Annotated in this window: 16 protein-coding genes and 3 tRNA genes; 16 read left to right on the top strand and 3 right to left on the bottom strand. The window is 55.0% G+C overall.

The genetic code is table 11. The features are described 5' to 3' along the window. Positions 1-383 precede the first annotated feature (383 nt). The 5 genes from gltB to eno all read left to right on the top strand — a co-directional run bounded on the left by gltB (position 384) and on the right by eno (position 10430). Positions 384-4826, top strand: a complete 4443-nt coding sequence (gene gltB / locus ACUVOF_RS03155) for a glutamate synthase large subunit (protein ID WP_447042977.1) — start codon at positions 384-386, stop codon at positions 4824-4826. A gap of 38 nt (positions 4827-4864) precedes the next feature. Continuing rightward, positions 4865-6283 carry an FAD-dependent oxidoreductase gene (locus ACUVOF_RS03150; protein WP_447042976.1) on the top strand — a complete coding sequence of 473 codons (1419 nt, stop codon included), beginning with the start codon at positions 4865-4867 and terminating at the stop codon, positions 6281-6283. Between the two features lie 262 nt (positions 6284-6545). Continuing rightward, the gene (locus ACUVOF_RS03145; RefSeq protein WP_447042975.1) at positions 6546-8201 is read left to right on the top strand and encodes a CTP synthase; all 1656 of its coding nucleotides are present in this window, start codon (positions 6546-6548) and stop codon (positions 8199-8201) included. A 12-nt stretch (positions 8202-8213) separates the two neighbouring features. Beyond that, the gene (kdsA, locus tag ACUVOF_RS03140; RefSeq protein WP_447042974.1) at positions 8214-9089 is read left to right on the top strand and encodes a 3-deoxy-8-phosphooctulonate synthase; all 876 of its coding nucleotides are present in this window, start codon (positions 8214-8216) and stop codon (positions 9087-9089) included. A gap of 51 nt (positions 9090-9140) precedes the next feature. Further along, complete coding sequence (gene eno / locus ACUVOF_RS03135; RefSeq protein ID WP_447042973.1) at positions 9141-10430, top strand: phosphopyruvate hydratase; 1290 nt, start codon at positions 9141-9143, stop codon at positions 10428-10430. 523 nt (positions 10431-10953) lie between these two features. On the opposite strand, the gene fdxA is transcribed toward eno, so the two are convergent. Together fdxA and mutS are read right to left on the bottom strand one after the other, a co-directional pair. Beyond that, positions 10954-11277 carry a ferredoxin FdxA gene (gene fdxA, locus ACUVOF_RS03130; RefSeq protein WP_113268677.1) on the bottom strand — a complete coding sequence of 108 codons (324 nt, stop codon included), beginning with the start codon at positions 11275-11277 and terminating at the stop codon, positions 10954-10956. A gap of 290 nt (positions 11278-11567) precedes the next feature. Further along, a complete protein-coding gene (mutS, locus tag ACUVOF_RS03125; protein ID WP_447042972.1) occupies positions 11568-14129 on the bottom strand; it encodes a DNA mismatch repair protein MutS in 2562 nt (853 codons plus the stop codon). Positions 14130-14211: 82 nt separating this feature from the next. On the opposite strand from mutS, the gene ACUVOF_RS03120 reads away from it, so the two are divergent. From ACUVOF_RS03120 to ACUVOF_RS03080, 9 genes are all read left to right on the top strand, one after another. Then, on the top strand, positions 14212-14742 hold the full coding sequence (locus tag ACUVOF_RS03120) for a CinA family protein (protein ID WP_447043227.1): 531 nt from the start codon (positions 14212-14214) through the stop codon (positions 14740-14742). Between the two features lie 104 nt (positions 14743-14846). Further along, positions 14847-15914, top strand: a complete 1068-nt coding sequence (gene recA, locus ACUVOF_RS03115) for a recombinase RecA (protein ID WP_447042971.1) — start codon at positions 14847-14849, stop codon at positions 15912-15914. 24 nt (positions 15915-15938) lie between these two features. Next, entirely contained in the window at positions 15939-16403 is a 465-nt protein-coding gene (locus ACUVOF_RS03110) for a regulatory protein RecX (RefSeq protein ID WP_447042970.1), read from the top strand. 203 nt (positions 16404-16606) lie between these two features. Then, a complete protein-coding gene (alaS, locus tag ACUVOF_RS03105; RefSeq protein WP_447042969.1) occupies positions 16607-19216 on the top strand; it encodes an alanine--tRNA ligase in 2610 nt (869 codons plus the stop codon). Between the two features lie 85 nt (positions 19217-19301). Further along, complete coding sequence (locus tag ACUVOF_RS03100; protein ID WP_447042968.1) at positions 19302-20552, top strand: aspartate kinase; 1251 nt, start codon at positions 19302-19304, stop codon at positions 20550-20552. Positions 20553-20745: 193 nt separating this feature from the next. Beyond that, positions 20746-20934 carry a carbon storage regulator CsrA gene (gene csrA, locus ACUVOF_RS03095; protein ID WP_007111501.1) on the top strand — a complete coding sequence of 63 codons (189 nt, stop codon included), beginning with the start codon at positions 20746-20748 and terminating at the stop codon, positions 20932-20934. 134 nt (positions 20935-21068) lie between these two features. Next, positions 21069-21161 (top strand) — tRNA-Ser (locus ACUVOF_RS03090). An 81-nt stretch (positions 21162-21242) separates the two neighbouring features. Beyond that, positions 21243-21319: transfer RNA gene (locus tag ACUVOF_RS03085), tRNA-Arg, on the top strand. Positions 21320-21418: 99 nt separating this feature from the next. After that, a tRNA-Arg gene (locus tag ACUVOF_RS03080) sits at positions 21419-21495 on the top strand. 214 nt (positions 21496-21709) lie between these two features. Here ACUVOF_RS03080 and ACUVOF_RS03075 read toward each other — a convergent pair. Then, positions 21710-22705 carry a tRNA dihydrouridine synthase gene (locus tag ACUVOF_RS03075; protein WP_447043226.1) on the bottom strand — a complete coding sequence of 332 codons (996 nt, stop codon included), beginning with the start codon at positions 22703-22705 and terminating at the stop codon, positions 21710-21712. A 187-nt stretch (positions 22706-22892) separates the two neighbouring features. On the opposite strand from ACUVOF_RS03075, the gene ACUVOF_RS03070 reads away from it, so the two are divergent. Together ACUVOF_RS03070 and oadA are read left to right on the top strand one after the other, a co-directional pair. Further along, entirely contained in the window at positions 22893-23150 is a 258-nt protein-coding gene (locus tag ACUVOF_RS03070) for an OadG family protein (RefSeq protein ID WP_447042967.1), read from the top strand. A gap of 91 nt (positions 23151-23241) precedes the next feature. Beyond that, positions 23242-25074, top strand: a complete 1833-nt coding sequence (gene oadA, locus ACUVOF_RS03065) for a sodium-extruding oxaloacetate decarboxylase subunit alpha (RefSeq protein WP_447042966.1) — start codon at positions 23242-23244, stop codon at positions 25072-25074. The last annotated feature ends 6 nt before the right edge of the window (positions 25075-25080 follow it).

Here is a 25080-nt window from a genome sequence, read left to right as displayed (position 1 = left end):
TGCCGGCTGCGGTTTAGATAATCCGCATGCCTTATGCGCTATCGGCATGGGGTTTTTTAGCATCATTAGACTAAAGTATGGCATCTAATTCTTTTCGTTTATTTATCGTTTAACGCATTTACAAGTGCTTGAAGTGTATGCTTTTTTCATCTCGGAGGGTTTGCAAATGCAGGATTTGAAAAGGGTTTCCCTAACGTTGTGAGCGTCAAGAGATTGCGCAACGTAGGCGCCAATCGCTATGCTTACCGGCCATTTTCTTGCAGCAGCCTACGTGGGAAATACCCTATTCTGGGCAGGTTATAAACACCATAAAAAAAGCAAAACCGTCCTTTATACCATATAAAAGCTGCTAAAAAAATACGCTGACTAGTAGAGGCACGCCCATGAATAGAGGTCTTCACCAGCCTGGCGAATTTCGCGATAACTGTGGTTTTGGCCTGATTGCCCATATGGAAGGCCAGGCTAGCCACGATTTGCTGAAAACTGCCATCGAATCATTGACCTGCATGACCCACCGGGGCGGTATCGCTGCCGACGGAAAAACCGGCGACGGCTGTGGTCTGCTACTCAAAATGCCTACCCCTTTTATGCAGGCGCTGGCCAAAGAGGCGTTTGATGCCGACTTGGGCGAACGCTTTGCCGTGGGCGTCGTGTTTCTACCCAACGATGATGCCCGTGAAGCGAATGCCCGCGATACCTTGACCCATGAACTCGAAGCGCGTGGGCTCAATGTGCTGGGTTGGCGCGATGTGCCTACGGATCCCAGCGTTTGTGGCCCCATGGCGCTGGATTGCCTGCCGCGTATTCGCCAGCTGTTTGTAAAGCCTGGCCTGGGTGAGCACTTCGATGTTGACCTGTTTATGGCTCGTCGCCGCGCTGAACAGGCGTTGCGTGACGAAGAGGACTTCTATGTCGCATCGCTATCATCCGAAGTTATCTCCTATAAAGGCTTGGTGATGCCGGAGGATCTACCGGCGTTTTATCAGGACTTGAACGACCCGCGTCTAGAAACTGCCATTTGCGTTTTCCACCAACGCTTCTCGACCAATACCGCACCTCGTTGGCCGCTGGCACAGCCGTTCCGTCTGTTGGCGCACAATGGCGAAATTAATACCATTGAAGCCAACCGCGGCTGGGCGAACTCGCGTAAAGCGAACTTTGTTAACGAGCGCCTGCCGGATATCGCCGAGCTGGATGAGATCGTCAACACCACCGGTTCTGACTCTTCAAGCATGGACAACATGCTGGAAGTGCTGCTGACCGGTGGAATGGAACTTCATCGCGCGGTGCGCATGATGGTGCCACCAGCGTGGCAGAACGTCGAAACCATGGATGCTGAACTGCGTGCGTTCTACGAATATAACTCCATGCACATGGAGCCGTGGGACGGCCCAGCGGGCGTGGTCATGACCGATGGCCGCCAAGCGGTCTGTATGCTTGACCGAAACGGCCTGCGCCCGGCGCGCTGGGTGATTACCAAAAACGGCTATATCACGTTGGCCTCGGAAACGGGCACCTACGGCTACAAGCCGGAAGACGTGGTTGCCAAAGGTCGTGTTGGTCCTGGCCAGATGCTCGCCGTGGACACCCAGACCGGTGAAGTGCTGCACACTACTGATATCGATCAGCGCCTGAAATCCGCCTACCCCTATAAGCGCTGGTTAAAGCAGGAAGCCAACTACTTGGAGTCGGCGCTGACCGAGCTTGCGCGTTTCCAGACCATGGATACCGACTCGCTGAACGTTCAGCAGAAACTTTTCCAGGTAAGTAATGAAGAGCGCGACCAAGTGCTGCGTCCGCTGGCGGAAAGCGGTCAGGAAGCCGTTGGCTCTATGGGCGACGATACACCGATGGCGGTGCTGTCGAGTCGGCCTCGCTTGTTGACGGACTTCTTTCGCCAGAAGTTTGCCCAGGTCACCAACCCGCCGATCGACCCACTGCGCGAAGCGATCGTCATGTCGCTGGAAACCTGCTGTGGCGCCGAACTGAACGTGTTTAAAGCCACGCCTGAGCACGCGCATCGCTTGATTTTGACGACCCCGGTGCTGTCGCCGCGCAAGTTTACTGCGCTGGTGAGCCAGGATGACCCGGCCTTTGCCAGCCATACGCTGTCACTGGGTTACGACCCCGAGCAGCAGAGCCTGCACCAGGCGCTCAAGGCGCTCTGTGCAGAAGCTGAAGCACAAGTGCGCGCAGGTAAGGTCATTTTGGTACTTACCGACGCCGAGCTGGCGAAAGGGCTGATTCCCATTCAGGCTGCCTTGGCGGTGGGGGCTGTGCACTCGCATTTAGGCCGTTTGGCATTGCGTCCCAACGCCAATATCGTGGTCGAAACCGGCTATGCACGCGATGCTCACCAGATGGCGGTGCTGTTTGGTGTGGGTGCCACAGCGGTTTATCCCTGGCTTGCCTATCAGGTCATGGCGGATATGCACCGCATCGGCGAACTGACCGGCAACCCGGCTGACGGCCGCGAGAATTATCGTAAAGGCCTACAGAAAGGTCTGTTCAAGATTCTGTCGAAAATGGGTATATCGACGCTGGCCTCCTACCGTGGCTCGATGTTGTTCGAGGCGGTGGGCCTGGCCGATGAAGTGATGGACCTGTGCTTTGTGGGCATGGCGTCGCGTATTCAGGGCGCTGGATTTGCCGAGTTGCAGATGCAGCAGGCGCTGCTGGCAAAAGATGCCTGGACTCCCCGCAAAGGAATCTCCCAGGGCGGCATGTTCAAGTATGTCCACGGCCACGAGTATCACGCCTATAACCCCGACGTGGTGATGACACTGCAGGCCGCCGTGCAGGAAGGCAGCTACACTAAGTGGAAAAAGTTTGCGCAACTGGTTAACGAGCGTCCGGTCGCTACTATTCGTGATTTGCTCAAGCTCAAACCTGCTGAAACGCCGCTTGCGCTGGAGGAAGTAGAGCCGATTGAAGACTTGCTGCCCCGTTTTGACAGCGCGGGCATGTCACTGGGTGCGCTTTCCCCGGAAGCTCATGAAGCCCTGGCTCAGGCAATGAACGAAGCCGGTGGTCGTTCCAACTCCGGCGAAGGCGGCGAAGACCCAGCGCGTTACGGCACTATCCGTAGTTCGAAGATCAAGCAGATCGCCTCGGGTCGCTTTGGTGTTACCCCGGCGTATTTGGTCAATGCAGAAGTACTGCAAATTAAAGTCGCCCAGGGCGCTAAGCCCGGTGAGGGCGGTCAGTTGCCCGGCGGTAAAGTCAACCAGCTAATTGCCAGACTGCGTCACGCAGTACCGGGCGTTACGCTGATTTCACCGCCGCCGCACCACGACATCTACTCGATCGAAGACCTAGCGCAGCTGATCTTTGACCTCAAGCAGGTCAATCCAGACGCACAAGTGTCGGTCAAGCTGGTCTCCGAGCCCGGCATCGGTACGATCGCGACTGGTGTTGCCAAGGCCTACGCCGATTTGATTACGGTCTCGGGCTATGATGGCGGCACGGCGGCGAGCCCGCTGACCTCGATCAAGCACGCCGGTTCGCCCTGGGAATTGGGCTTGCCCGAAGTGCACCAGGCGCTGCGTATTAACGGCCTGCGCGATAAGATCCGTCTGCAGACCGATGGTGGTTTGAAAACCGGGCTCGACGTGGTCAAGGCGGCGATTCTGGGCGCTGAGAGCTTCGGCTTCGGTACCGCGCCCATGGTCGCGCTGGGCTGCAAGTACCTGCGTATCTGTCACCTCAATAACTGTGCCACCGGTGTGGCGACTCAGGATGATTTTCTGCGTGGCGAGCATTTCCGCGGCACCGTGGATATGGTCAAAAACTACTTCCGCTTTATCGCCGAAGAAGTGCGCGAGTTAATGGCGATGCTGGGTGTACGCAAGCTCACCGACCTAATTGGCCGCACCGACCTGCTGGAAGTGCTTGAAGGCAACACAGCGTCCCAGCGTAAGCTCGACCTGACGCCGCTATTGGCGAATGACTTTGTGCCGAAAGATGCGCCGCAGTTCTGCAAGGTTAGCCGTAACGTACCTCACGACCCGGGTGCTAAAAACCAGGAAGTGCTGGCGGCGTTGAAAGATGCCATCGAAAACCGCTCGGGCGGCGAATTTGATTTCACTATTACTAACTGTGACCGGAGCGTGGCTGCGCTAACGTCCGGCGCGATCGCCAAGCGCTATGGCGACGAAGGCCTGGAAGACGCACCGATCACCGCCCGCTTTACTGGGGTGGCGGGGCAGAGCTTTGGGGTATGGAATGCGCGCGGCTTGAACCTTTATTTGGAAGGCGATGCCAACGATTACGTCGGTAAAGGCATGAACGGCGGCAGCATCGTAATTGTGCCGCCTAAAGTCAGTCAGTTCGAAAGCCATAAGACCGCTATTGTCGGTAACACCTGCTTGTATGGTGCTACGGGCGGTACGCTGTTTGCGGCCGGTATGGCGGGCGAGCGCTTTGCGGTACGTAACTCTGGCGCGACAGCCGTCATCGAAGGCGCAGGCGACCACTGCTGCGAGTATATGACCGGCGGTTTGGTCTGCGTGCTCGGCGAAACCGGGGTTAACTTCGGCGCAGGCATGACCGGTGGGTTTGCCTATGTGTTAGATGAGGAGCGCACCTTCGTGGACAAATATAACCACGAGCTGGTCGAGATTCATCGTATCAACACAGAGGTCATGGAGGCGTATCGTCGTCACCTGCGTGAAATGATCGAAGCCTATGTGGCTGCAACGGGGTCAGCGCGTGGGGCGGAAATTTTAGAAGACTTCAGCGATTACGCGCGCCACTTCTGGCTGGTGAAACCCAAAGCGGCCAGCCTGGGTAGCTTGCTGGATCAGTCTCGGCGTCAGCCGGAATAGCCCGCTTATGCCCCTCACGCTGACAGGAGAAAAAGATCATGGCTAACCGTTTAAATAACGATTTCCAGTTTGTCGATGTGGGCCGTAAGGACCCACAAAAGAAAGACGCTCGCGCCCGTGCTAAAGAGTTTGCGGAAATTTATGAGCCGTTCAAGCCCACCGATGCGGCAAGCCAAGCGCATCGCTGCCTGCACTGCGGTAACCCTTACTGCGAGTGGAAGTGCCCGGTGCACAACTATATTCCCAACTGGCTACAGCTGGTGGTGGAAGGCAACATTATTGAAGCTGCTGAGCTGTCACATAAAACCAATTCGCTGCCCGAAGTATGTGGCCGCGTTTGCCCACAGGACCGCCTCTGCGAAGGCGACTGTACGCTGAATGACGGCTTCGGCGCGGTGACCATTGGGTCGGTGGAGAAGTACATCACCGATACGGCATTCGCTATGGGCTGGCGCCCGGATATGTCCCACGTTAGCTGGACCGACAAAAAAGTCGCCATTATTGGTGCAGGCCCTGCCGGTTTGGGCTGTGCCGACATTCTGGCCCGTAACGGCGTGAAGCCGGTGGTGTTTGATAAGTACCCTGAAATTGGTGGCCTGCTGACGTTTGGTATTCCTGAGTTCAAGTTGGAAAAGAACGTCATGGAACGCCGCCGTGCGGTCTTTGAGGAAATGGGCGTCGAGTTCCGTCTCAATACCGAAATCGGTACCGATATCGAGTTTGAAACCTTGATGCAGGAGTACGACGCGGTCTTTCTGGGCATGGGTACCTATAAGTACATGGAAGGTGGCTTTCCAGGTGAAGAGCTGCCGGGCGTTTACAAGGCGCTCGATTTCCTGATTGCCAACGTCAATCGCTGCCTGGGCTTCGAGCAAGACCCCAACGACTATATTTCCATGGAAGGCAAGCGTGTCGTGGTGTTGGGCGGCGGCGATACAGCGATGGATTGTAACCGCACCTCCATTCGCCAGAATGCGACCAGCGTGACCTGTGCGTACCGTCGTGACGAAGGCAACATGCCGGGGTCGCGCCGCGAAGTGGCCAATGCCCGTGAAGAGGGCGTGGAGTTTCTGTTCAATCGTCAGCCGGTCGCGGTAGTGGGTGAAGAGAAGGTCGAAGGCGTGAAGGTGGTTCGCACACGCTTGGGTGAGCCCGATGAAAACGGCCGTCAGCGCCCTGAGGTGGTGCCCGGCTCTGAAGAGATCATTGCGGCGGATGCTGTGGTTATCGCCTTCGGCTTCCAGGCAAGCCCCGCGCCGTGGTTCGACAGCGCCAACATTCAGGTCGACGAGCGCGACCGCGTCACCGCGCCGGAGCATGGCCAGTACGCTTTCCAAACCAGCAACGAAAAAATATTTGCCGGTGGCGATATGGTGCGCGGCTCTGATTTGGTGGTCACGGCGATTTACGAAGGCCGCCAGGCAGCGGAAGGTATTCTGGATTACCTGGGCGTATAAGAGCGCGTCTGACGCTTAGCGCAGCACCAGGGATAGGTCGTAGCGAGGGTCTTTTGTCATGGATGACAAAAGTAGCGCCCAGGGATGGGTTCACAGCGCCCTCGCGGAGACCTATCGCTGGGGCGGTTGCACAAGTGTGATTAATGAGTAGGTTTTGGCTGCTCAGTTCAAATTGAGCCTTAGGTCGTAATCTGCTAGTCTGTCGACCCATCCTGGCGTGGCTTTCTGCCGTGCCTTCTGATCACGTTTCGACAGGTTATCCATGACACGATATATCTTCGTGACCGGCGGCGTTGTGTCCTCTCTTGGCAAGGGCATCGCCTCCGCCTCGCTGGCGGCGATTTTAGAGGCCCGCGGCCTTAAGGTCACCATGCTCAAGCTCGACCCGTACATCAACGTGGACCCGGGCACCATGAGCCCCTTCCAGCACGGTGAGGTGTTCGTCACAGAAGATGGCGCCGAAACCGACCTTGATCTCGGGCATTACGAGCGCTTTATTCGCACCAAAATGACCCAGCGCAACAACTTCACCACTGGCCGCGTTTATGAGCACGTACTGCGTAAGGAGCGTCGTGGCGATTATCTTGGTGGCACCGTTCAGGTCATCCCGCACATCACCGACGAAATTAAGCAGCGCGTTTACGCGGGCGGCGAAGGGTTCGATGTGGCGCTGGTCGAAATCGGCGGCACCGTCGGCGATATCGAATCACTGCCGTTCCTGGAATCGATCCGCCAGATACGTAGTGAGCAGGGTGCCAACCGCGCGCTGTTTATGCACCTCACGCTGGTGCCCTACATCAAGACGGCGGGTGAAACCAAAACCAAGCCGACCCAACACAGCGTCAAAGAGCTGCGCTCCATCGGTATCCAGCCCGATATTCTGATTTGTCGCAGTGAAGTGGAGCTGGAAGAGAGCGAGCGGCGCAAAATCGCCCTGTTCACCAACGTCGAAGAGCGTGCCGTGGTACCGCTGCAGGATGCCGATACCATTTATCGCATTCCGCTGATGCTCCACGAACACGGCCTGGACGAGATCGTTTGCGATAAGCTGCGCCTTGAAGCCCCCGAAGCCGATTTGTCTGAGTGGGTGAAGGTGCTGGACTCTAAACTCAATCCGCTCAAATCCGTTAGCATCGCCATGGTAGGTAAATACATGGAGCTGCTGGATGCCTACAAGTCGCTCAATGAAGCGCTGATTCATGCCGGTATCCAAGGTCGCATCAAGGTCAACGTCGACTATATTGACTCTGAAGACATTGAACGCCACGGCACCGAACGCTTGGCGGGCAAAGACGCCATTCTGGTGCCCGGCGGTTTCGGCGAGCGCGGCGTGGAAGGCAAGATCCTGACGGCCCAGTTTGCCCGTGAAAATAACGTTCCCTACCTGGGTATTTGCCTGGGCATGCAGGTGGCCGTTATTGAGTTTGCGCGTAACGTAGCAGGTTGGAGCGATGCCAACTCGACTGAGTTTACCCACGATACCCAGCATCCGGTGGTGGGGTTGATCACTGAGTGGCTGAACCCGGAAGGCAAGATTGAGCTTCGCGACGCCGCGTCTGATTTAGGCGGGACCATGCGTTTGGGCGGCCAGGTTTGTCATCTTGCATCTGGCACCAAAGCACGCGACGCCTACGGGGCTGATGAGATTGTCGAGCGCCATCGTCATCGCTTCGAAGTCAATAACCAGTTTATTGACGAACTTGAAAAGACTGGGCTGGTGATTTCGGGTAAGAGCGTCGACCAGTCGCTGGTCGAAGTGATTGAACTGGCCGACCACCCCTGGTACGTGGCTTGTCAGTTCCACCCGGAGTTCACTTCCACGCCGCGTGATGGTCACCCACTCTTCTCGGGATTTGTGAACGCTGCGCTAGAACATAAAACAGCGCGTAATCGCGCCCATGCACATTCTCAGGAATAAGAGGGCAGAAGCATGGCTTCTCAAGAAGGGTCTCAAGAACGATCTCAAGAGCGTCATATCAACGTTGCCGGCTTAACCGCCGGCAATTCGTTACCGCTAATGCTGCTAGGCGGCATGAACGTACTGGAGTCGGCTGAGCTTGCCGACGAAGTCGCTCAAGCCTACGTCACGGTAACGAAAAAACTGGGCATGCCGTACGTTTTCAAAGCCAGTTTTGATAAAGCCAACCGTAGCTCGATCCACTCCTATCGCGGCCCTGGCATTGAAAAGGGGCTGCAGATATTGGCCGACATCAAAGCCCGCCACAACGTGCCGATCATCACTGATGTGCACGAGCCCTGGCAGGCTGAGGCGGCGGCGGAAGTGGCCGATATTATCCAGTTGCCTGCTTTTTTGGCCCGGCAAACCGATCTGGTTATCGCTATGGCTAAAACCGGCGCGGTTATCAATATCAAGAAGCCTCAGTTTTTGGCGCCCCATGAAATGCGCCATATCTTGAGTAAATTCCAGGAAGCGGGTAACGACCAGTTAATGCTCTGCGAGCGCGGCTCAAGCTTCGGTTACAACAATCTTATTGTTGATATGCTGGGCTTTGGCGATATGAAGCAAACGGGGTATCCGGTATTTTTCGATGTGACCCATGCGTTGCAGCGCCCCGGTGGGCGTGCTGACAGCGCAGATGGTCGCCGGGCTCAGGTGGCGGAATTAGCGCGTGCAGGCGTGGCTGTCGGGCTCGCAGGGCTGTTTCTAGAAGCTCACCCTGATCCTGACAACGCCAAGTGCGATGGGCCCTGTGCGCTACCGCTCGATCAGTTAGAGCCGTTCCTAACGCAGCTTGCTCAGCTGGATGCACTGGTTAAAGGGTTTGAGCCGCTAACGATTCGCTAATCAGGACGTTATATTAATAATTTTATTTAATTAACAGGAAAGGATATAGCCATGACCAAAATTGTTGCTATCAGTGCGTTGGAAGTGCTGGATTCACGTGGTAACCCGACCGTGCAGGCGCATGTGCGTCTTGCCAGTGGTGCTGTCGGTGAAGCCTGTGCGCCCAGTGGTGCCTCTACCGGATCGCGTGAAGCGCTAGAGCTTCGTGACGGCGATAAATCGCGCTATCTGGGCAAAGGCGTACTGAAAGCAGTCGAGGCGGTTAATGGCAAAATCCGTGATGCGCTATTGGGTATGGATGCACGTGATCAGCGTGGCCTAGACGAGGCCATGCTGGCGCTGGACGGTACAGAGAACAAGGCGAACCTGGGCGCCAACGCGATTCTGGCGGTTTCCCTGGCAGCGGCTAAAGCCGCTGCTAATGCCAAAGGCGTTCCGCTGTATGCACACATTGCCGAACTCTACGGCCAGCCGGGCCAGTACAGCATGCCGGTACCGATGATGAACATCATCAATGGCGGCGAGCATGCGGATAACAACGTCGATATCCAGGAATTTATGGTGCAGCCGGTGGGCGCGCCTAATTTCCGCGAAGGGCTACGCATGGGCGCGGAGATTTTCCACGCGCTGAAGAAAGTCCTCTCCGCGAAAGGCCTTTCAACCTCGGTTGGCGATGAAGGTGGCTTTGCGCCCGATTTAGCCTCGAATGCCGACGCACTGGCAGTCATCAAGCAAGCCGTTGCAGATGCCGGCTATACCCTGGGTAAAGACGTCACCCTTGCGCTGGATTGTGCTTCTTCCGAATTCTACAAAGACGGTCAGTACAACCTTTCTGGCGAAGGTAAGAGTTACGATGCCGAGGGCTTTACTGATTATTTGGCAGGCCTATGCACTGATTACCCGATCGTATCGATTGAAGATGGTATGGATGAATCGGATTGGGCGGGCTGGAAAGCGCTGACCGACAAACTGGGCGATAAAGTACAGTTGGTGGGTGATGACCTGTTCGTCACCAATACCAAGATCCTCAAGCGCGGTATTGATGAGCAGATCGGTAACTCTATCCTGATCAAGTTCAACCAGATCGGTTCGCTCTCCGAGACCCTGGATGCTATCAAAATGGCCCAAGACGCGGGCTTCACAGCGGTTATTTCTCACCGCTCGGGTGAAACCGAAGACACCACCATTGCCGATTTGGCGGTGGGCACCTGTGCGGGGCAGATCAAGACGGGTTCACTTTGCCGCTCTGACCGGGTTGCCAAATATAACCGCTTGTTGGTGATTGAGGCGGAGCTTGGGAACGTTACTTACCCTGGTTTAAAAGCAATTAAAGGTCAGTAGATAGCCAGTGCTGAGCGTACTTTTCATTTGGCTTGTAAGAGATGTCTCAAGATTTTGTAAGATATATCTTACAAATGCCGACGAGAATTGCTCGGATTAGAGGGTTAAATACGAAATTTTCCACTAATTTAAGTTTAAGCCTCTGTTTTTAATATATTATTTTTAATAAGGCGAGTCGCTAAGACTCGCCTTTTTGCATTTGGGCGTTGTTGAGAAGTCGAGACGATCTGCGACAATGTACACAGGACAAGGGGAGGCAAGGATGCTTCAGACAGGATGCAGCGGGATGAGGGTCAGATGCGCCGGGTGATACAAAGAGGTAAGTCCCGGCAAGGAAGTCATCTGAGGAAGTTGATCCAGGGAGTGGTCAGAGGAAGTGCTTGGAGCGGGCGGCCTAAGGGCCGCCTTTTTTTTGCCTGCAATTTGGCAACCCATTTTTGACGAATCACTTTCGGCGACACAATAAAAAACCAGCGCTAATTTAAAATAAGCGCTGGTTTTAAAGAAAGGTACTGATTAGCGGCTAGCGCTCTAGTTTCTCTAGCTTACCGGGCTTGCCATCCCACTCTTCGGCGTCAGGCAGCGGATCTTTGCGCTCGGCAATATTTGGCCATACTTCTGCCATCTCAGCGTTTATCTCGATAAATGGCTCCTGCCCATCGGGCAACTCATCCTCGGAAAATATCGCTTCGGCGGGGCACTCAGGCTCACACAGCGCGCAGTCAATGCACTCATCCGGGTGGATGACCAGGAAGTTAGGGCCCTCGTAGAAACAGTCGACCGGGCATACTTCCACGCAGTCGGTGTATTTGCACTGGATGCAGTTCTCGGTAACGACAAACGTCATCTTGCTATCCCTCTTGCAGGGCCGGGTTGCTCCCGGCCATGGTCAATCGTGAATGGTTATAAATCAGCCGTTTTTTATAAGCTAAAAGTTTGTGCGACATTCTAGAGGTGCGCATACCTGGCGGCAAGCGCCATATGATTCCAGTTGGTAGCAATGCCAGTACAGGTTTCCGCGAGGGCGCTGTGAACCCGTCCGTGGGCGCTACTTTCGACAACACTGTCGAAAAACCCTCGCTTCAACCTGTCCTGGCACCTGAATCTCACTTATTGCCTTTAATCCTATAAGCACCATTAGATCAGGTCTCGCCATTGATACAACAGTGATAGCGCTTCCCGCGGCGTCAAACCATCCATATCCACATTTTCCAATGCCTCCACCACAGGATGTGGCGCAGCGGCGAACAGGTCGTTTTGCTGCGGAGTGCTGCGTGGCGCTTGCCTGGTTGTATCTACATCGCGGTGCTCCAGGCTCATCAGCTTTTCACGGGCACGCTTAATGACATGGCCGGGAACGCCCGCTAGCTGTGCCACCTGTAAGCCATAGCTTTGGCTGGCGGGGCCTGCCTCAATGCGGTGCATAAACACGATGCTGTCGCCATGCTCGGTCGCTGTTAAATGAATATTGGCAACCCCTTCAGTATGTTCAGGCAATGCGGTCATTTCAAAGTAGTGAGTCGCAAACAGCGTTAGCGCACGGCCCTTTGCCAGATGCTCGGCACTGGCCCAAGCCAGCGACAAGCCATCAAATGTGCTGGTACCGCGGCCAATTTCATCCATCAAAATTAAGCTTTGCTGGGTGGCGTTGTGAAGGATATTGGCGGTTTCGGTCATCTCGACCATAAAAGTGGAGCGCCCGCCAGCGAGATCATCTGAGGAGCCAATGCGGGTGAATATTCGATCCAGCGGACCAACCTCAGCGGCGTCAGCGGGTACAAAACTGCCACAGTGGGCCAGTAGAGCGATTAACGCTGTCTGGCGCATATAGGTCGATTTACCGCCCATGTTAGGCCCGGTAATAATCAGCATATGCTGGTCTGGGTTGAGCGTCACGTCATTGGGAACAAAAGGCGTTTCACTGACCTGTTCAACCACAGGGTGCCGGCCTGCCTCAATACGAATGCCGGTGGTCTCGCTTAGCGTCGGACGAACCCAGTGCAGCGCTTCGGCACGCTCGGCGAAGGCGCACAGTACGTCTAGCTCCGCTAGAGCTTGAGAGGTGCTTTGTAGTGCATGGAGGCTGTTATTAAGCTCACCCAGCAGGCGATCATACAGCCACTTTTCACGCGTCAATGCGCGGGATTTGGCCGACAGCGCCTTATCCTCAAACTCTTTGAGTTCGGGAATGATAAAACGCTCGGCGTTTTTAAGCGTTTGACGGCGAATATAGTCAGCGGGCGCCTGCTGTGCCTGGGAGCGGGGCAGCTCGATAAAGTAGCCGTGTACCCGGTTGTAGCCCACTTTAAGATTGGCAAGCCCGGTGCGCTCGCGCTCGCGAATCTCCAGCTTAACAAGGTAGTCCCCGGCATTTTCGGCCATGCCGCGGTGTTCATCGAGCTCGGCATCAAAACCATCGGCAATCACGCCGCCGTCCCGAATCACGACAGGTGGATTTTCGACCAAAGCACGGCTAAGCGTGTCGGCTATTTCGGGGTAGGGGCGAATATGCGGGCGCAGGCTGTCGAGGGCGCTGCCGCTCTCTACCTCGCCCAACTGCTCCTCAAGGGTAGGTAAGGTGACCAAAGCGTCACGCAGACGCGCCAAATCTCGTGGACGAGCGCTATACAATGCGACCCGGGCCAGAATGCGCTCCACATCGCCCACCGCGCTTAGCGTGTCGCGTAGAGGCATATAAGAGGCATCCAGACTTAATAACGCCACGCCCGCATGGCGGTTCTGGACGATCTCTCGTTGCCGCAAAGGACGATTGAGCCAACGTTTGAGTAGCCGTGAGCCCATAGCTGTGGTGCAAGTATCCAGCACACTAGCGAGCGTATTGTCCGCACTGCCGCCGAGGTTGACGTCTATTTCCAGATTGCGTCGGCTGGCGGCGTCAATCACCACGGCATCATCGCGATTCTCAACGCTAATCGCAGTAACGTGTGGCAGGCGCGAGCGCTGGGTATCACGGGCGTAATCAATCAGTACCCCGGCCGCAATCAGCGCCGTGGTGAGATGCGCGCAGCCAAAACCGCGCAAGTCCTGTACTTCAAACTGATCGCAGAGGCTGCGGTTGGCGCTCTCCAGGTCAAACAGCCACTCGCCCTGACGGCGCAGGCTGCGCTTTTGCGACCAGGTGTCGGGTAAGGTCAGGCTTTCTGGTACCAGTAGCTCGGCGGGGGAGAGGCGTGTTAGCTCGGCGAGCATTTCGGCCTCGCTCTCCACTTCCAGTACGTTGAAGCGGCCGCTGGAGAGCTCCAGCCAGGCCAGGCCCCAACTATCTTTGCCGGGAGAGACTGAGACCAGCACGTTGTCGCGGCGTGCATCCAGCAGCGCTTCATCATGCAGCGTGCCGGGGGTGACGATGCGCACAACTTGGCGGTCAACGGGACCTTTGCTGGTAGCGGGGTCACCAATCTGTTCGCAAATAGCCACCGACTCGCCACCGGCGACCAAGCGCGCGAGATAGCCTTCAGCACTATGATAAGGTACACCTGCCATCGGGATCGGTTTGCCCCCCGACTGCCCGCGCTGGGTAAGGGTAATATCCAGTAGTGCGGCGGCGCGTTTGGCGTCGTCGAAAAATAACTCGTAAAAATCCCCCATGCGGTAGAACAGCAGTACCTCGGGGTGTTCGCGTTTGATCTTTAAATATTGCGTGATCATTGGCGTGTTCGGGGGGATGGCCTGTGACATGGGCGTCCTGATTGAGCAATTTCTTTGAGAAAGCTAAACACAGTATTCTACGCTGAACTGACGACTCACTTGAAGGAGCGACATAGTGCCCAGCGTATCTAGTCTGAAAAATCTTGACTTAACCCTGCTCGCACAGCGTTTGGGGCGGCTTTGTCAGCAGTTAAAGGTGGAAATAACCGCTGCGGAATCTTGCACGGGTGGTGGTATCGCCAGCGTGATTACGGGGGTGGCAGGCAGTTCAGCCTATTTCACAACGGGGTATGTCACCTATGCGAACGCAGCTAAGACACGTTTGTTAGGGGTTCCCGAGGCCACGCTGAACGAACACGGCGCGGTAAGTGAAGAGGTGGTAAAAGCGATGGTACAAGGCGCCTGTCAGGAAAGTGGTGCAGGTTTAGGCGTTGCTGTTAGCGGTGTGGCCGGGCCGGATGGCGGCAGTGCTGAAAAACCGGTAGGTACTGTCTGGCTGGCCTGGGGAGATGCCGCCAACCAGCAGGCGGAGTGCTTCCATTTTCCAGGTGACCGCCAGGCGGTGCGCGAGCAGGCAGTGCGCCAGGCATTGGCAGGGCTAGTGGCGCGTCTGGATGCCCGCGTGAAGGAGAGCAAAAAGTAGTCGTAGGAAAATAGTTGTGGGAAAGCGTGATCAAGGATTTGTTTACGGCGCAATCTTTGGCATACTACTGGCTAATTATACAGCTTGTTATGAGGAATCTCTAAATGGCTCAGGATGACAACCGCACTAAAGCGCTAAACGCTGCACTCACCCAAATTGACCGTCAGTTCGGCAAGGGCACTGTTATGCGTCTGGGCGACGCGCCGCGTGTCGTCATGCCGTCGGTTTCCACCGGTTCATTGGGTCTGGATATTGCCCTCGGCATCGGCGGCCTGCCGTTTGGTCGTGTGTGCGAAATATTTGGCCCGGAATCGTCGGGTAAAACGACCCTGACCCTTTCGGTGATTGCTCAGGCGCAGAAGCAGGGCAAAGTGTGTGCCTTCGTTGATGCCGAGCACGCCCTTGACCCTAGCTACGCAGAAAAACTGGGCGTTAATCTGGATGACCTGCTGGTTTCCCAGCCGGACACCGGCGAGCAGGCGCTGGAAATTACCGACATGCTGGTTCGCTCCGGCGGTGTTGACGTGATTGTTATCGACTCGGTCGCAGCTCTAACGCCCCGCGCGGAAATCGAAGGTGAAATGGGTGATGCCCACGTTGGCCTGCAGGCGCGCTTGATGTCTCAAGCACTGCGTAAAATCACCGGCAATATTAAAAATGCTAACTGCCTAGTGATTTTTATCAACCAAATCCGCATGAAGATCGGTGTGATGTTTGGTAGCCCAGAAACCACTACCGGCGGTAATGCACTCAAGTTCTACGCCAGTGTGCGTTTGGATATTCGCCGCACAGGCTCGGTGAAAGTGGGCGATGAAGTCACCGGTAACGAAACCCGCGTAAAAGTAGTTAAAAATAAGGTGGCACCGCCGTTCCGCCAGGCTGAATTCCAGATTCTTTATGGCAAAGGCATTTACCATGCTGGTGAGGTGATTGACCTGGGCGTGCAGTGCAATCTGGTTGACAAAGCCGGTGCATGGTACAGCTACAAAGGTACTAAAATCGGCCAGGGTAAAGCTAACTCAGCGCTGTACCTGGAAGAGCACCCGGAAGTCATGCTCGAGATCGAAACGCAGATTCGTGAACAGCTCCTGGCCAAACCTGATCCGAAGAAGGAAGAGGCATCTGCAGATGCAGCGGCAGAAGTGGATGCTGGTGACGACGATCTGCTGTAAGCCGATCTTCGCTAAGGCAAGCTGATGGCATTTACCTCGCAGCGCGATGCCACTCCTCGTGACATCGCCATTGGCTTACTAGCTCGGCGCGAATATTCTCGCGCTGAGTTAGCCCAACGGCTGAAGAAAAAGTCCTTCGATGATGCGGCTATTGATGAATGCTTAGACACTCTAGCTGAGCAGGCGCTACAGTCAGACGCTCGTTTTGCGGCTAGTTTTGTGCGCTCGCGTATTTTGCGTGGCCAAGGCGTTATTCGCATTAAAGGCGAGTTGCGTCAACGCGGCGTTGATCAAGAAACGCTCAATGCCGCTTTTGAAGCGGTGGAAGAGAATGAGCAAGTTGATTGGTTTGAATTAGCCCGCGATACGCTTGCGCGTCGTTTTGACAGCCCCGGCGAAACACCTAAAGAACGTGCTCGGCGCGAGCGCTTTCTGGCCAGCCGTGGCTTTGATTTTGAACAAATTCGCTACGCGCTCTCCTGTTTGTAATTTCTCTTCTCCTGCCCGTTAACACCTCCCTCCTTACATTTTTAATCGCGCTTTAATACGCTTGTTCACCTAGCTGTTTGCCTCTCTGCCACTAAGTGCGGCTTTAGTCGTTTGACAACTGCGCTATAATGGCTGCTTTGCGACCCCTGAGGGTAGCGTCGACAGCGCCCTGGGACATCACGCTTTCTTGTTACGGATACCCTATGAAAAGCGCAGAGATTAGACAGGCCTTTCTCTCTTTCTTTGAAGAGCAAGGGCATACCATTGTACCCACCGGCCCTTTAGTGCCGGGCAACGACCCCACGCTACTGTTTACCAATGCTGGCATGGTGCCGTTTAAAGATGTATTTCTGGGACGGGATCCGCGCCCTTACGTGCGCGCCACCTCTGCGCAGCGCTGCGTGCGCGCGGGCGGTAAGCATAATGACTTAGACAATGTCGGCTATACCGCACGTCACCATACCTTCTTTGAAATGCTGGGTAATTTTAGCTTTGGTGATTACTTCAAGCGTGATGCCATTCGCTTTGCCTGGGTGTTCCTGACCGAAACGCTGGGACTACCCAAAGAAAAACTCTGGGTAACGGTGCACATTAGCGATGACGAAGCCGAGCACATCTGGAAAGATGAGATTGGCATTGATCCTGAGCGCTTCTCCAAACTCGATGAAGATAATTTCTGGCAGATGGGTGACACCGGCCCCTGTGGCCCCAGCTCGGAAATCTTTTTTGACCATGGCCCCGAGGTTTGGGGTGGCCCGCCAGGCAGCCCGGAAGAAGATGGTGATCGCTACATCGAAATCTGGAACTTGGTGTTCATGCAGTTTGATCGCGATGCCCAAGGTACGCTCAATCCGCTGCCTAAGCCGTCTATCGATACCGGTATGGGCTTAGAGCGGGTGGCCGCTGTCATGCAAGGCGTGCACTCAAACTATGAAATCGATCTGTTTCAAAACTTGCTGCAAGCCGCCGCCAAAGCTACCGGACATCCGGATATCGCCACACCTTCTCTGCGCGTGATTGCAGACCATATCCGCTCCTGTGCTTTCCTGATTGCTGATGGCGTGCTGCCTTCCAACGAAGGGCGTGGCTATGTGCTGCGTCGTATCATTCGCCGCGCGATTCGTCATGGTCATAAGCTGGGCGCAGTAGAGCCGTTCTTTCACAAGCTAGTCGATGCGCTGGACGCCGAAATGGGCGATGCCTATCCAGAGCTTCGTGAGGCACGTGCTCAAATCGCACGCGTACTGCTGAAAGAAGAAGAGCAGTTTGCGCGCACGCTGGATCACGGGATGGGGTTGCTGAATGCGGCGCTAGCTGAGCTCGATGGCAAGGTACTGCCGGGTGAGACGGTATTTAAGCTTTACGATACCTATGGTTTCCCTTTTGACCTTACCGCCGATGTTTGCCGTGAGCGCGGCGTTACCCTCGATGAAGAGGGCTTTCAACAAGCATTGGAGGCTCAGCGCGACCGCGCTAGGGCGGCCAGCCAATTCGGCGCCGACTATAGCGCCTCTATTGAACTGGATGGCGAAACGGCCTTTACCGGTTATGACCGTTTAGAAGACCAAGCCAAGGTGACGGCATTGGTCGACAGCGAAGGCAATGCACTGGCTGCGCTGGAAACAGGCCAAAAGGGCGTCGTGGTATTGGATCGCACGCCGTTTTACGGTGAGTCGGGCGGGCAGGTAGGTGATACGGGCTATCTGTATGTCGACGGAGGACGCTTTCAGGTCACCGATACCCAAAAGCAGCGCGGTCATCACTTTCATCAAGGCATGATGGTAGAGGGCTCACTGAGTGTTGGCGCCAGTGTGCGTGGCGAAGTAGATGCCAGTTTGCGAACGGCAACCATCCGCAATCACTCGGCAACACACCTGCTGCATAAAGCGCTACGTATGGTGTTGGGCGATCACGTTCAGCAGAAAGGTTCGCTGGTCAATGCAGAGCGCCTGCGTTTCGATTTTAGCCACTTTGAGCCAATGACCGCTGAGCAACTAGCGGAAGTCGAACGGCTGGTTAACGAGCAGATTCTGGCCAACGCACCGACTCAGATCGAGCAAATGAGCCTTGATCAAGCCAAAGCCAAAGGTGCAGCGGCGTTGTTTGAGGCTAAGTACGCCGAAAACGTGCGCGTACTGACTATCGGCGCCGATGACTTCTCTATTGAGTTATGTGGTGGTACCCACGTGGCGCGCAGTGGCGATATTGGCTGCTGTCATGTGGTGAGCGAAGTAGGCATTGCTTCCGGTGTACGTCGTATTGAAGCGATTACCGGTGAAAACGCGCTGACCTACTTCCGCGAACAGGAAGCATGTCTTGAGCGCTTGAGCGAACGTTTGAAGACCAAGCCCGAGCAGGTTGAAGCACGTGTGGAGTCACTGGTTGAGCGTAACCGTAGCCTGGAAAAAGAGCTCGAACAGCTTAAAGCGAAGCTGGCCAGCGCTGCAGGCAGCGATATGCTCAGTCAGGTGCAAGAGATTAATGGCGTTAAACTCCTGGCAACTCAGCTGGAGGGCGTTTCAGGCAAAGACCTGCGCGGCATTCTTGATCAGCTTAAAAACAAGCTCAGTTCAGGCGTCATTATTCTCGGCGTTGCAGACCAAGCCGCTGGCAAAGTAAGCCTGATCGCCGGGGTAACCCAAGACTTGACCAGTCAAGTGAAGGCCGGTGAGCTGGTTAACCATGTTGCCTCCCAAGTGGGAGGGAAGGGCGGCGGCCGCCCCGATATGGCGCAAGCGGGGGGTAGTCAGCCCGATGCCTTGCCGGATGCGTTGAAGAGCGTACCGGTCTGGTTGGAAAACGTGCTTAGCTAAACCTCCAGGCCGGTGGCATGATTGTCGCCGGCCTTATTTGTGGCAATTTCACCCTAAATTCCCGAACGCATAGGAAAAACGGCATATGGCACTATACGTACAGAAGTTCGGCGGCACTTCGGTGGGCTCTGTCGAGCGTATCAAGGCCGTAGCGGAAAAGGTTAAGGGCTTCCGCGATCAAGGCCACCAGGTCGTAGTCGTGGTCTCCGCTATGAGCGGCGAAACCAACCGTTTAACAGATATGGCACAGGCGCTTAATGAAGATCCTGCGCCGCGCGAAATGGATATGCTGCTATCGACAGGTGAGCAGGTAACTATTTCCTTGCTCGCGATGGCACTTCAGCAAATTGGTGTATCGGCCACGTCGCATACTGGCGCCCAGGTAGGAATTCATACCGATAACGCCTATACCAAAGCACGTATTCAGCGGATTGAAACCGACGACCTGAAAGCTGACCTGGAAGCAGGGCAGGTCGTGGTTGTGGCTGGCTTCCAAGGGGTTGATGAAGACGGCAATATCACTACCTTGGGGCGCGGTGGTTCTGATACCACTGGGGTGGCGCTGGCTGCGGCATTAGGTGCCGATGAATGTCAGATTTACACCGATGTCGATGGGGTGTACACCACTGACCCACGCGTATGCTCAAGAGCTCAGCGGTTAGAGAGCATTACCGTGGAAGAGATGTTGGAGCTGGCCAGCCTCGGCTCCAAAGTGCTGCAGATCCGCGCGGTAGAGTTTGCAGGCAAGTACAACGTGCCCCTGCGGGTGCTGTCGAGCTTTGAAGACGGCCCCGGTACCCTAATTGTTGCAGAAGCAGACCAAGACGAGGACGCTATGGAAGAACCACTGATCTCCGGTATCGCTTTTACCAAAAACGAAGCAAAATTAACCCTGCTGAATACACCGGATGTGCCGGGTGTGGCATCGCGTATCTTAGGCCCTATTGCCGATGCCAATATCGAAGTGGATATGATCGTGCAGAACGTGGCGCCGGCAGGTGACTATACCGATTTCACTTTTACGGTCGCCAAGGGCGATTACAAAGCGACTAAAAAGTTACTTGAAGAGACGGTGATCCCGGACTTAGGCGGTGGTGAGCTGCGTGGCGATGATAATATCGCCAAGGTATCCTTAGTGGGGGTGGGCATGCGCTCTCATGCGGGTGTGGCGTCTAAAATGTTCCGTGTTCTAGCCGATGAGAACGTTAATATCCGTATGGTTTCCACCTCTGAGATTAAAATCTCAGTCGTTATTGATGAGAAACATATGGAACTTGCCGTCAATGCACTACATAAAGCGTTTGGTTTAGATAAGACAGATATCGAATCTGAATAACATGAATGCTTTAAACCTTCTACGCTGAAGGGGTACTTGCTGCCGTGTGGTGGTGAGCTTTCTTTCAACGGGAGGTTTAAGTGTCATGGAGCCGGAGCCCTTGGTGACCTGCAACACTATGCTGCATAATGGTGTAGTGTTGCCTCCGGCTGACATATCCCGTTGCATAAAACGTCTGAAAAGGAGATCAGCCATGCTCATCCTAACTCGCCGAGTCGGCGAAACCCTGATGATCGGTGATGAAATCACCGTCACCGTTCTAGGTGTAAAAGGCAATCAAGTGCGTATTGGTGTTAATGCACCTAAAGATGTTGCGGTTCATCGTGAAGAGATATACCAGCGCATTCAGCGTGAACGAAACAGTGAAAACGAAGTAGAATGAGACTTGCGAGTTTGCATAATGACACGATGCTTAAGACGTAAGCTTATCTGTAAGATATGGTCGGTGCGAAAAAAAATCCGTCGGGGACTAGACATAAGAAGCCTAAATCGGTAATATTCGCGCCGTGCCGTTAAGGAGAGGTGGCCGAGTGGCTGAAGGCGCTCCCCTGCTAAGGGAGTATAGGGTTTATAGCCCTATCGAGGGTTCGAATCCCTCTCTCTCCGCCAACCGCACGGCCAGCTAGTACTTTGTTAATGAGAGTTTTTATTAATAAAAGTTTTGTTAAAAAGTACATGGTCACAAGGTATGCGCCCGTAGCTCAGCTGGATAGAGTACCTGACTACGAATCAGGGGGTCGGAGGTTCGAATCCTCCCGGGCGCGCCACCTTCTAAGATTAGTAATCTGAATTCCAGCAGCGCTGATTCTAATAGCATCAGCACTAGTCTTGGTAAATGTAAGTATAAACGTTTACAGAAATATTACGCGCCCGTAGCTCAGCTGGATAGAGTACCTGACTACGAATCAGGGGGTCGGAGGTTCGAATCCTCCCGGGCGCGCCAGATTCCTAAACCCGCTCTCAAACGAGAGCGGGTTTTCTGCTTCCAGCCTGACCGGCTATTTTTCTAGTCTGAACACTTGTTTCTAGCCTGACCGGAAGAGATTAGCTCGCACTCCGGTCTTGCGATCGTGTGTAGCGCCCCCGCTTTGCGGTAGGGCGCTTTTTTTTGCCTGTTGGGCTTTATAGAGGTATGGGCAGGACCATTGAGTGTAAGGCTAAGCCAGTGCAGCGAACTGCTCATCAATGACGAGGCTGCCGAGCAGTTGGTCTAATTCGGTAAGGCGTTTAACCCGCTGAAAGTTCTGATGTGCTTCGCTACTGCCTTGGCGCATTTGGGCGAGCCATTGTTTTACCAGCGAAACCACGACACGGTCAGGCAGGTGTTGCCGTTGTAGGGCGGCATACTCTTTTAGCACGCTGGCCCGCATTGCCCAGCTGCTTTCGGGTAGTCGTTCGCCGGTTAGCTGCCAGTGACGGATGCGCGGAGCAAGCCAGGGGTCCGCCAGCGCGCTGCGCCCTAGCATTACGTCACGACATCCCGACAACGTGCGAGCTTTCCAGTAATCTTCCAGGGTCCAGATATCGCCATTGGCGACCACCGGAATGCTCACGTGACGGCGAATTTTGCCGATCCACTCCCAATGCGCCGGAGGGCGGTAGCCTTCGTCGCGCGTCCTCGCATGCACGACTAACTGCGCTGCACCGCCCGCTTCAGTGGCTTGGGCGCAGGCAACGGCTAAGCGGCGATTGGCAAACCCCAGGCGAATCTTGGCCGTCACGGGGATTTCGCCTTCTAGCGCTTCTGAAACAGCTTTGACGGCTTGATAAACGCGACCCGGTTGGCGTAGCAGCGAAGCACCACCATCATGGCGGTTAACCAGCTTGGCAGGGCAGCCAAAATTGAGATCAACGCTCACCGCGCCAAGCTTTAGGGCCTGGCGCGCATTGGCCGCCAGGGCGTTAGGATCAGAGCCAAGCAGTTGTAAATGTACGGGAATGCCGCTTGGTGTTGTCACAGGTGGTTGCGCAAGCTCTGGACAATGCTTGTAGAATACTCTTGGTGGCAGGCGAGCATCGACAACGCGGACAAATTCGGTCACTGTCCAGTCAAAACCGACTTGCCTTGTCAATAGGTCGCGAGTCAATGCGTCGATCACCCCTTCCATCGGGGCTAGGCCAATTCTGCCTTTATGTAGTAAATTAACAACCATGAGTTCCACTATAGCGCCATTGCATTCTATTCTGAGTGTGGCAGGTTAGTGTATTCCCCTCACTGCGCCAAGTGCCTTTCACAGCATAGGCTTAATGATGTGCGCAAGAGCTATTTAGAAACCAATTAGAAGCCCTAGTGATGAATCATCGTTATAAACCGTATTTAGTAAATTAGGAGAGCGCCTGATGCAGGATCTAGAGCTATTGCAAGATGGTTTGGCGTTAATGGCGCTTGGAATGGGTGTCGTTTTTGTTTTTCTTACTCTTTTAGTGATTAGTGTCACTTTCATGTCGAAGCTGATCGGGCGTTTTCAACCCGCGCCAGTGGCCGCCGTGACCGCTAAGAAATCGCCGCCATCTCATGCTCCCGCGGCTCAAAATGACGAGGTGATGGCAGTGATCAGTGCTGCAGTGCATCGTTATCGCTCAACACGGCGTCGCTAACTTTCATAAATTTTTTCATTAAAGCCATCTTCTGGCTATTTTTTTGTTATTTTTACTACAAACTTGTGATTCTCTACTGCGAGCCAAGACCATGAACGAAATTAAACGCCCACTAGGCATTACTGATGTCGTGCTGCGCGATGCCCACCAATCGCTGTTTGCCACGCGTATGCGGCTGGACGATATGTTGCCGATCGCCGAAAAACTTGATCGTGTCGGCTACTGGTCGCTGGAAACCTGGGGCGGAGCCACCTATGACGCCTGTATCCGTTATTTGGGCGAAGACCCCTGGGAGCGTATCCGTGCCCTGAAAGAAGCCATGCCGAACACACCACAGGCCATGCTCCTGCGGGGCCAGAACCTGTTGGGTTATCGCCATTATGCCGATGACGTCGTCGATAAATTTGTCGAACGGGCAAAAACCAATGGCGTGGATGTCTTCCGTGTCTTTGATGCCATGAATGACCCGCGTAATTTAGAGCGTGCCATCCAGGCGGTACGCAATGTTGAAGGTCATGCACAGGGCACGATTTCCTATACCGTAAGCCCGGTACATACCCTGGATAGCTGGGTCGACCTCGCCAAGACCATTGCCGATTTGGGCGCGGATTCATTGGCTATCAAGGATATGGCGGGGCTGCTGACGCCTTACACGGCGTTCGATTTGGTCACCCGGCTCAAGAAAGAGCTGTCGATTCCGGTACACCTGCACTGCCACGCCACCACTGGCCTTTCTACCTCGACCATTTTGAAGGCGGTCGAGGCGGGCATTGATAACGTCGACACCTCGATTTCTTCCATGTCGATGACCTATGGCCACAGCCCAACTGAATCCGTGGTGGCGATGCTCAAAGACACCGGTCGCGATACCGGCCTGGACCTTGAGCTACTGGAAGATATCGCCGGCTATTTCCGCGAAGTGCGCAAAAAGTACGCCGCCTTTGAAGGCTCGCTGCGCGGTATTGATTCACGGATCCTGATTGCTCAGGTGCCGGGTGGGATGCTGACCAACATGGAAGGCCAGCTCAAAGAGCAAGGGGCGGGCGATAAGCTGGATGATGTACTCAGCGAAATTCCCCGTGTGCGCGAGGACCTGGGCTTTATCCCCTTGGTCACGCCCACCTCGCAAATTGTCGGCACTCAAGCGGTCATGAACGTAATGATGGGCGAGCGCTATAAGTCCATCTCCAAGGAAGTTCAGGCGCTTCTCAAAGGTGAATACGGCGCGGCTCCCGCACCCTTTAACGCCGAGTTGCAAAAGCGTGTACTGGAAGGCGGCGAGCCGATCACCTGTCGCCCGGCAGATAACCTATCACCGGAGATGGACAAGCTGGCCGCAGAGCTGAAAGAGAAGGCCAGCGCTGACGGCATCCGCTTGGCCGAAGGCAAGCGGGAAGTCGACGATGTATTAACCTATGCGCTGTTTCCGCAGATTGGCTTGAAATTCCTTAAAAATCGCGACAACCCCGATGCCTTCGAGCCTGTTCCTCAGGCAGCTGAGGCAGAAAGCGTTAGCGTACCGGCACAAGCCGAGAGCAAAGCGCCCGCCGCTAGCCGCGGTCCAGAAACTTATACTGTAAAACTCAACGGTAAAGCCTACGTTGTGGAGGTTGCTGAAGGTGGCGACATCAGCGGCGTACAGGAACAAACCCCCTCCGGTGCAGCCACTGATGCACCCAAAGACGACGCTCCGGCACCGAGCGGTGGCGGGACTGGTGAAAGCATTGATGCCCCCTTGGCCGGTAATATTTTCAAGGTCAATGTACGTCCCGGCGAGCAGGTCGCTGAGGGTGATGTCGTCATCATTCTGGAAGCGATGAAAATGGAAACCGAAGTGCGTGCCAGCAGCGCAGGCACTGTCTCTAAGGTTAACGTCAGCGAGGGCGACAGCGTAGCCGTAGGCGATACGCTGATCGAACTCTAAGGGCAT

The organism is Vreelandella sp. H-I2 (assembly GCF_052959335.1).
The sequence above is the reverse complement of the archived record's forward strand: the minus strand, read 5'-3'. Positions and strand labels throughout refer to the sequence as shown.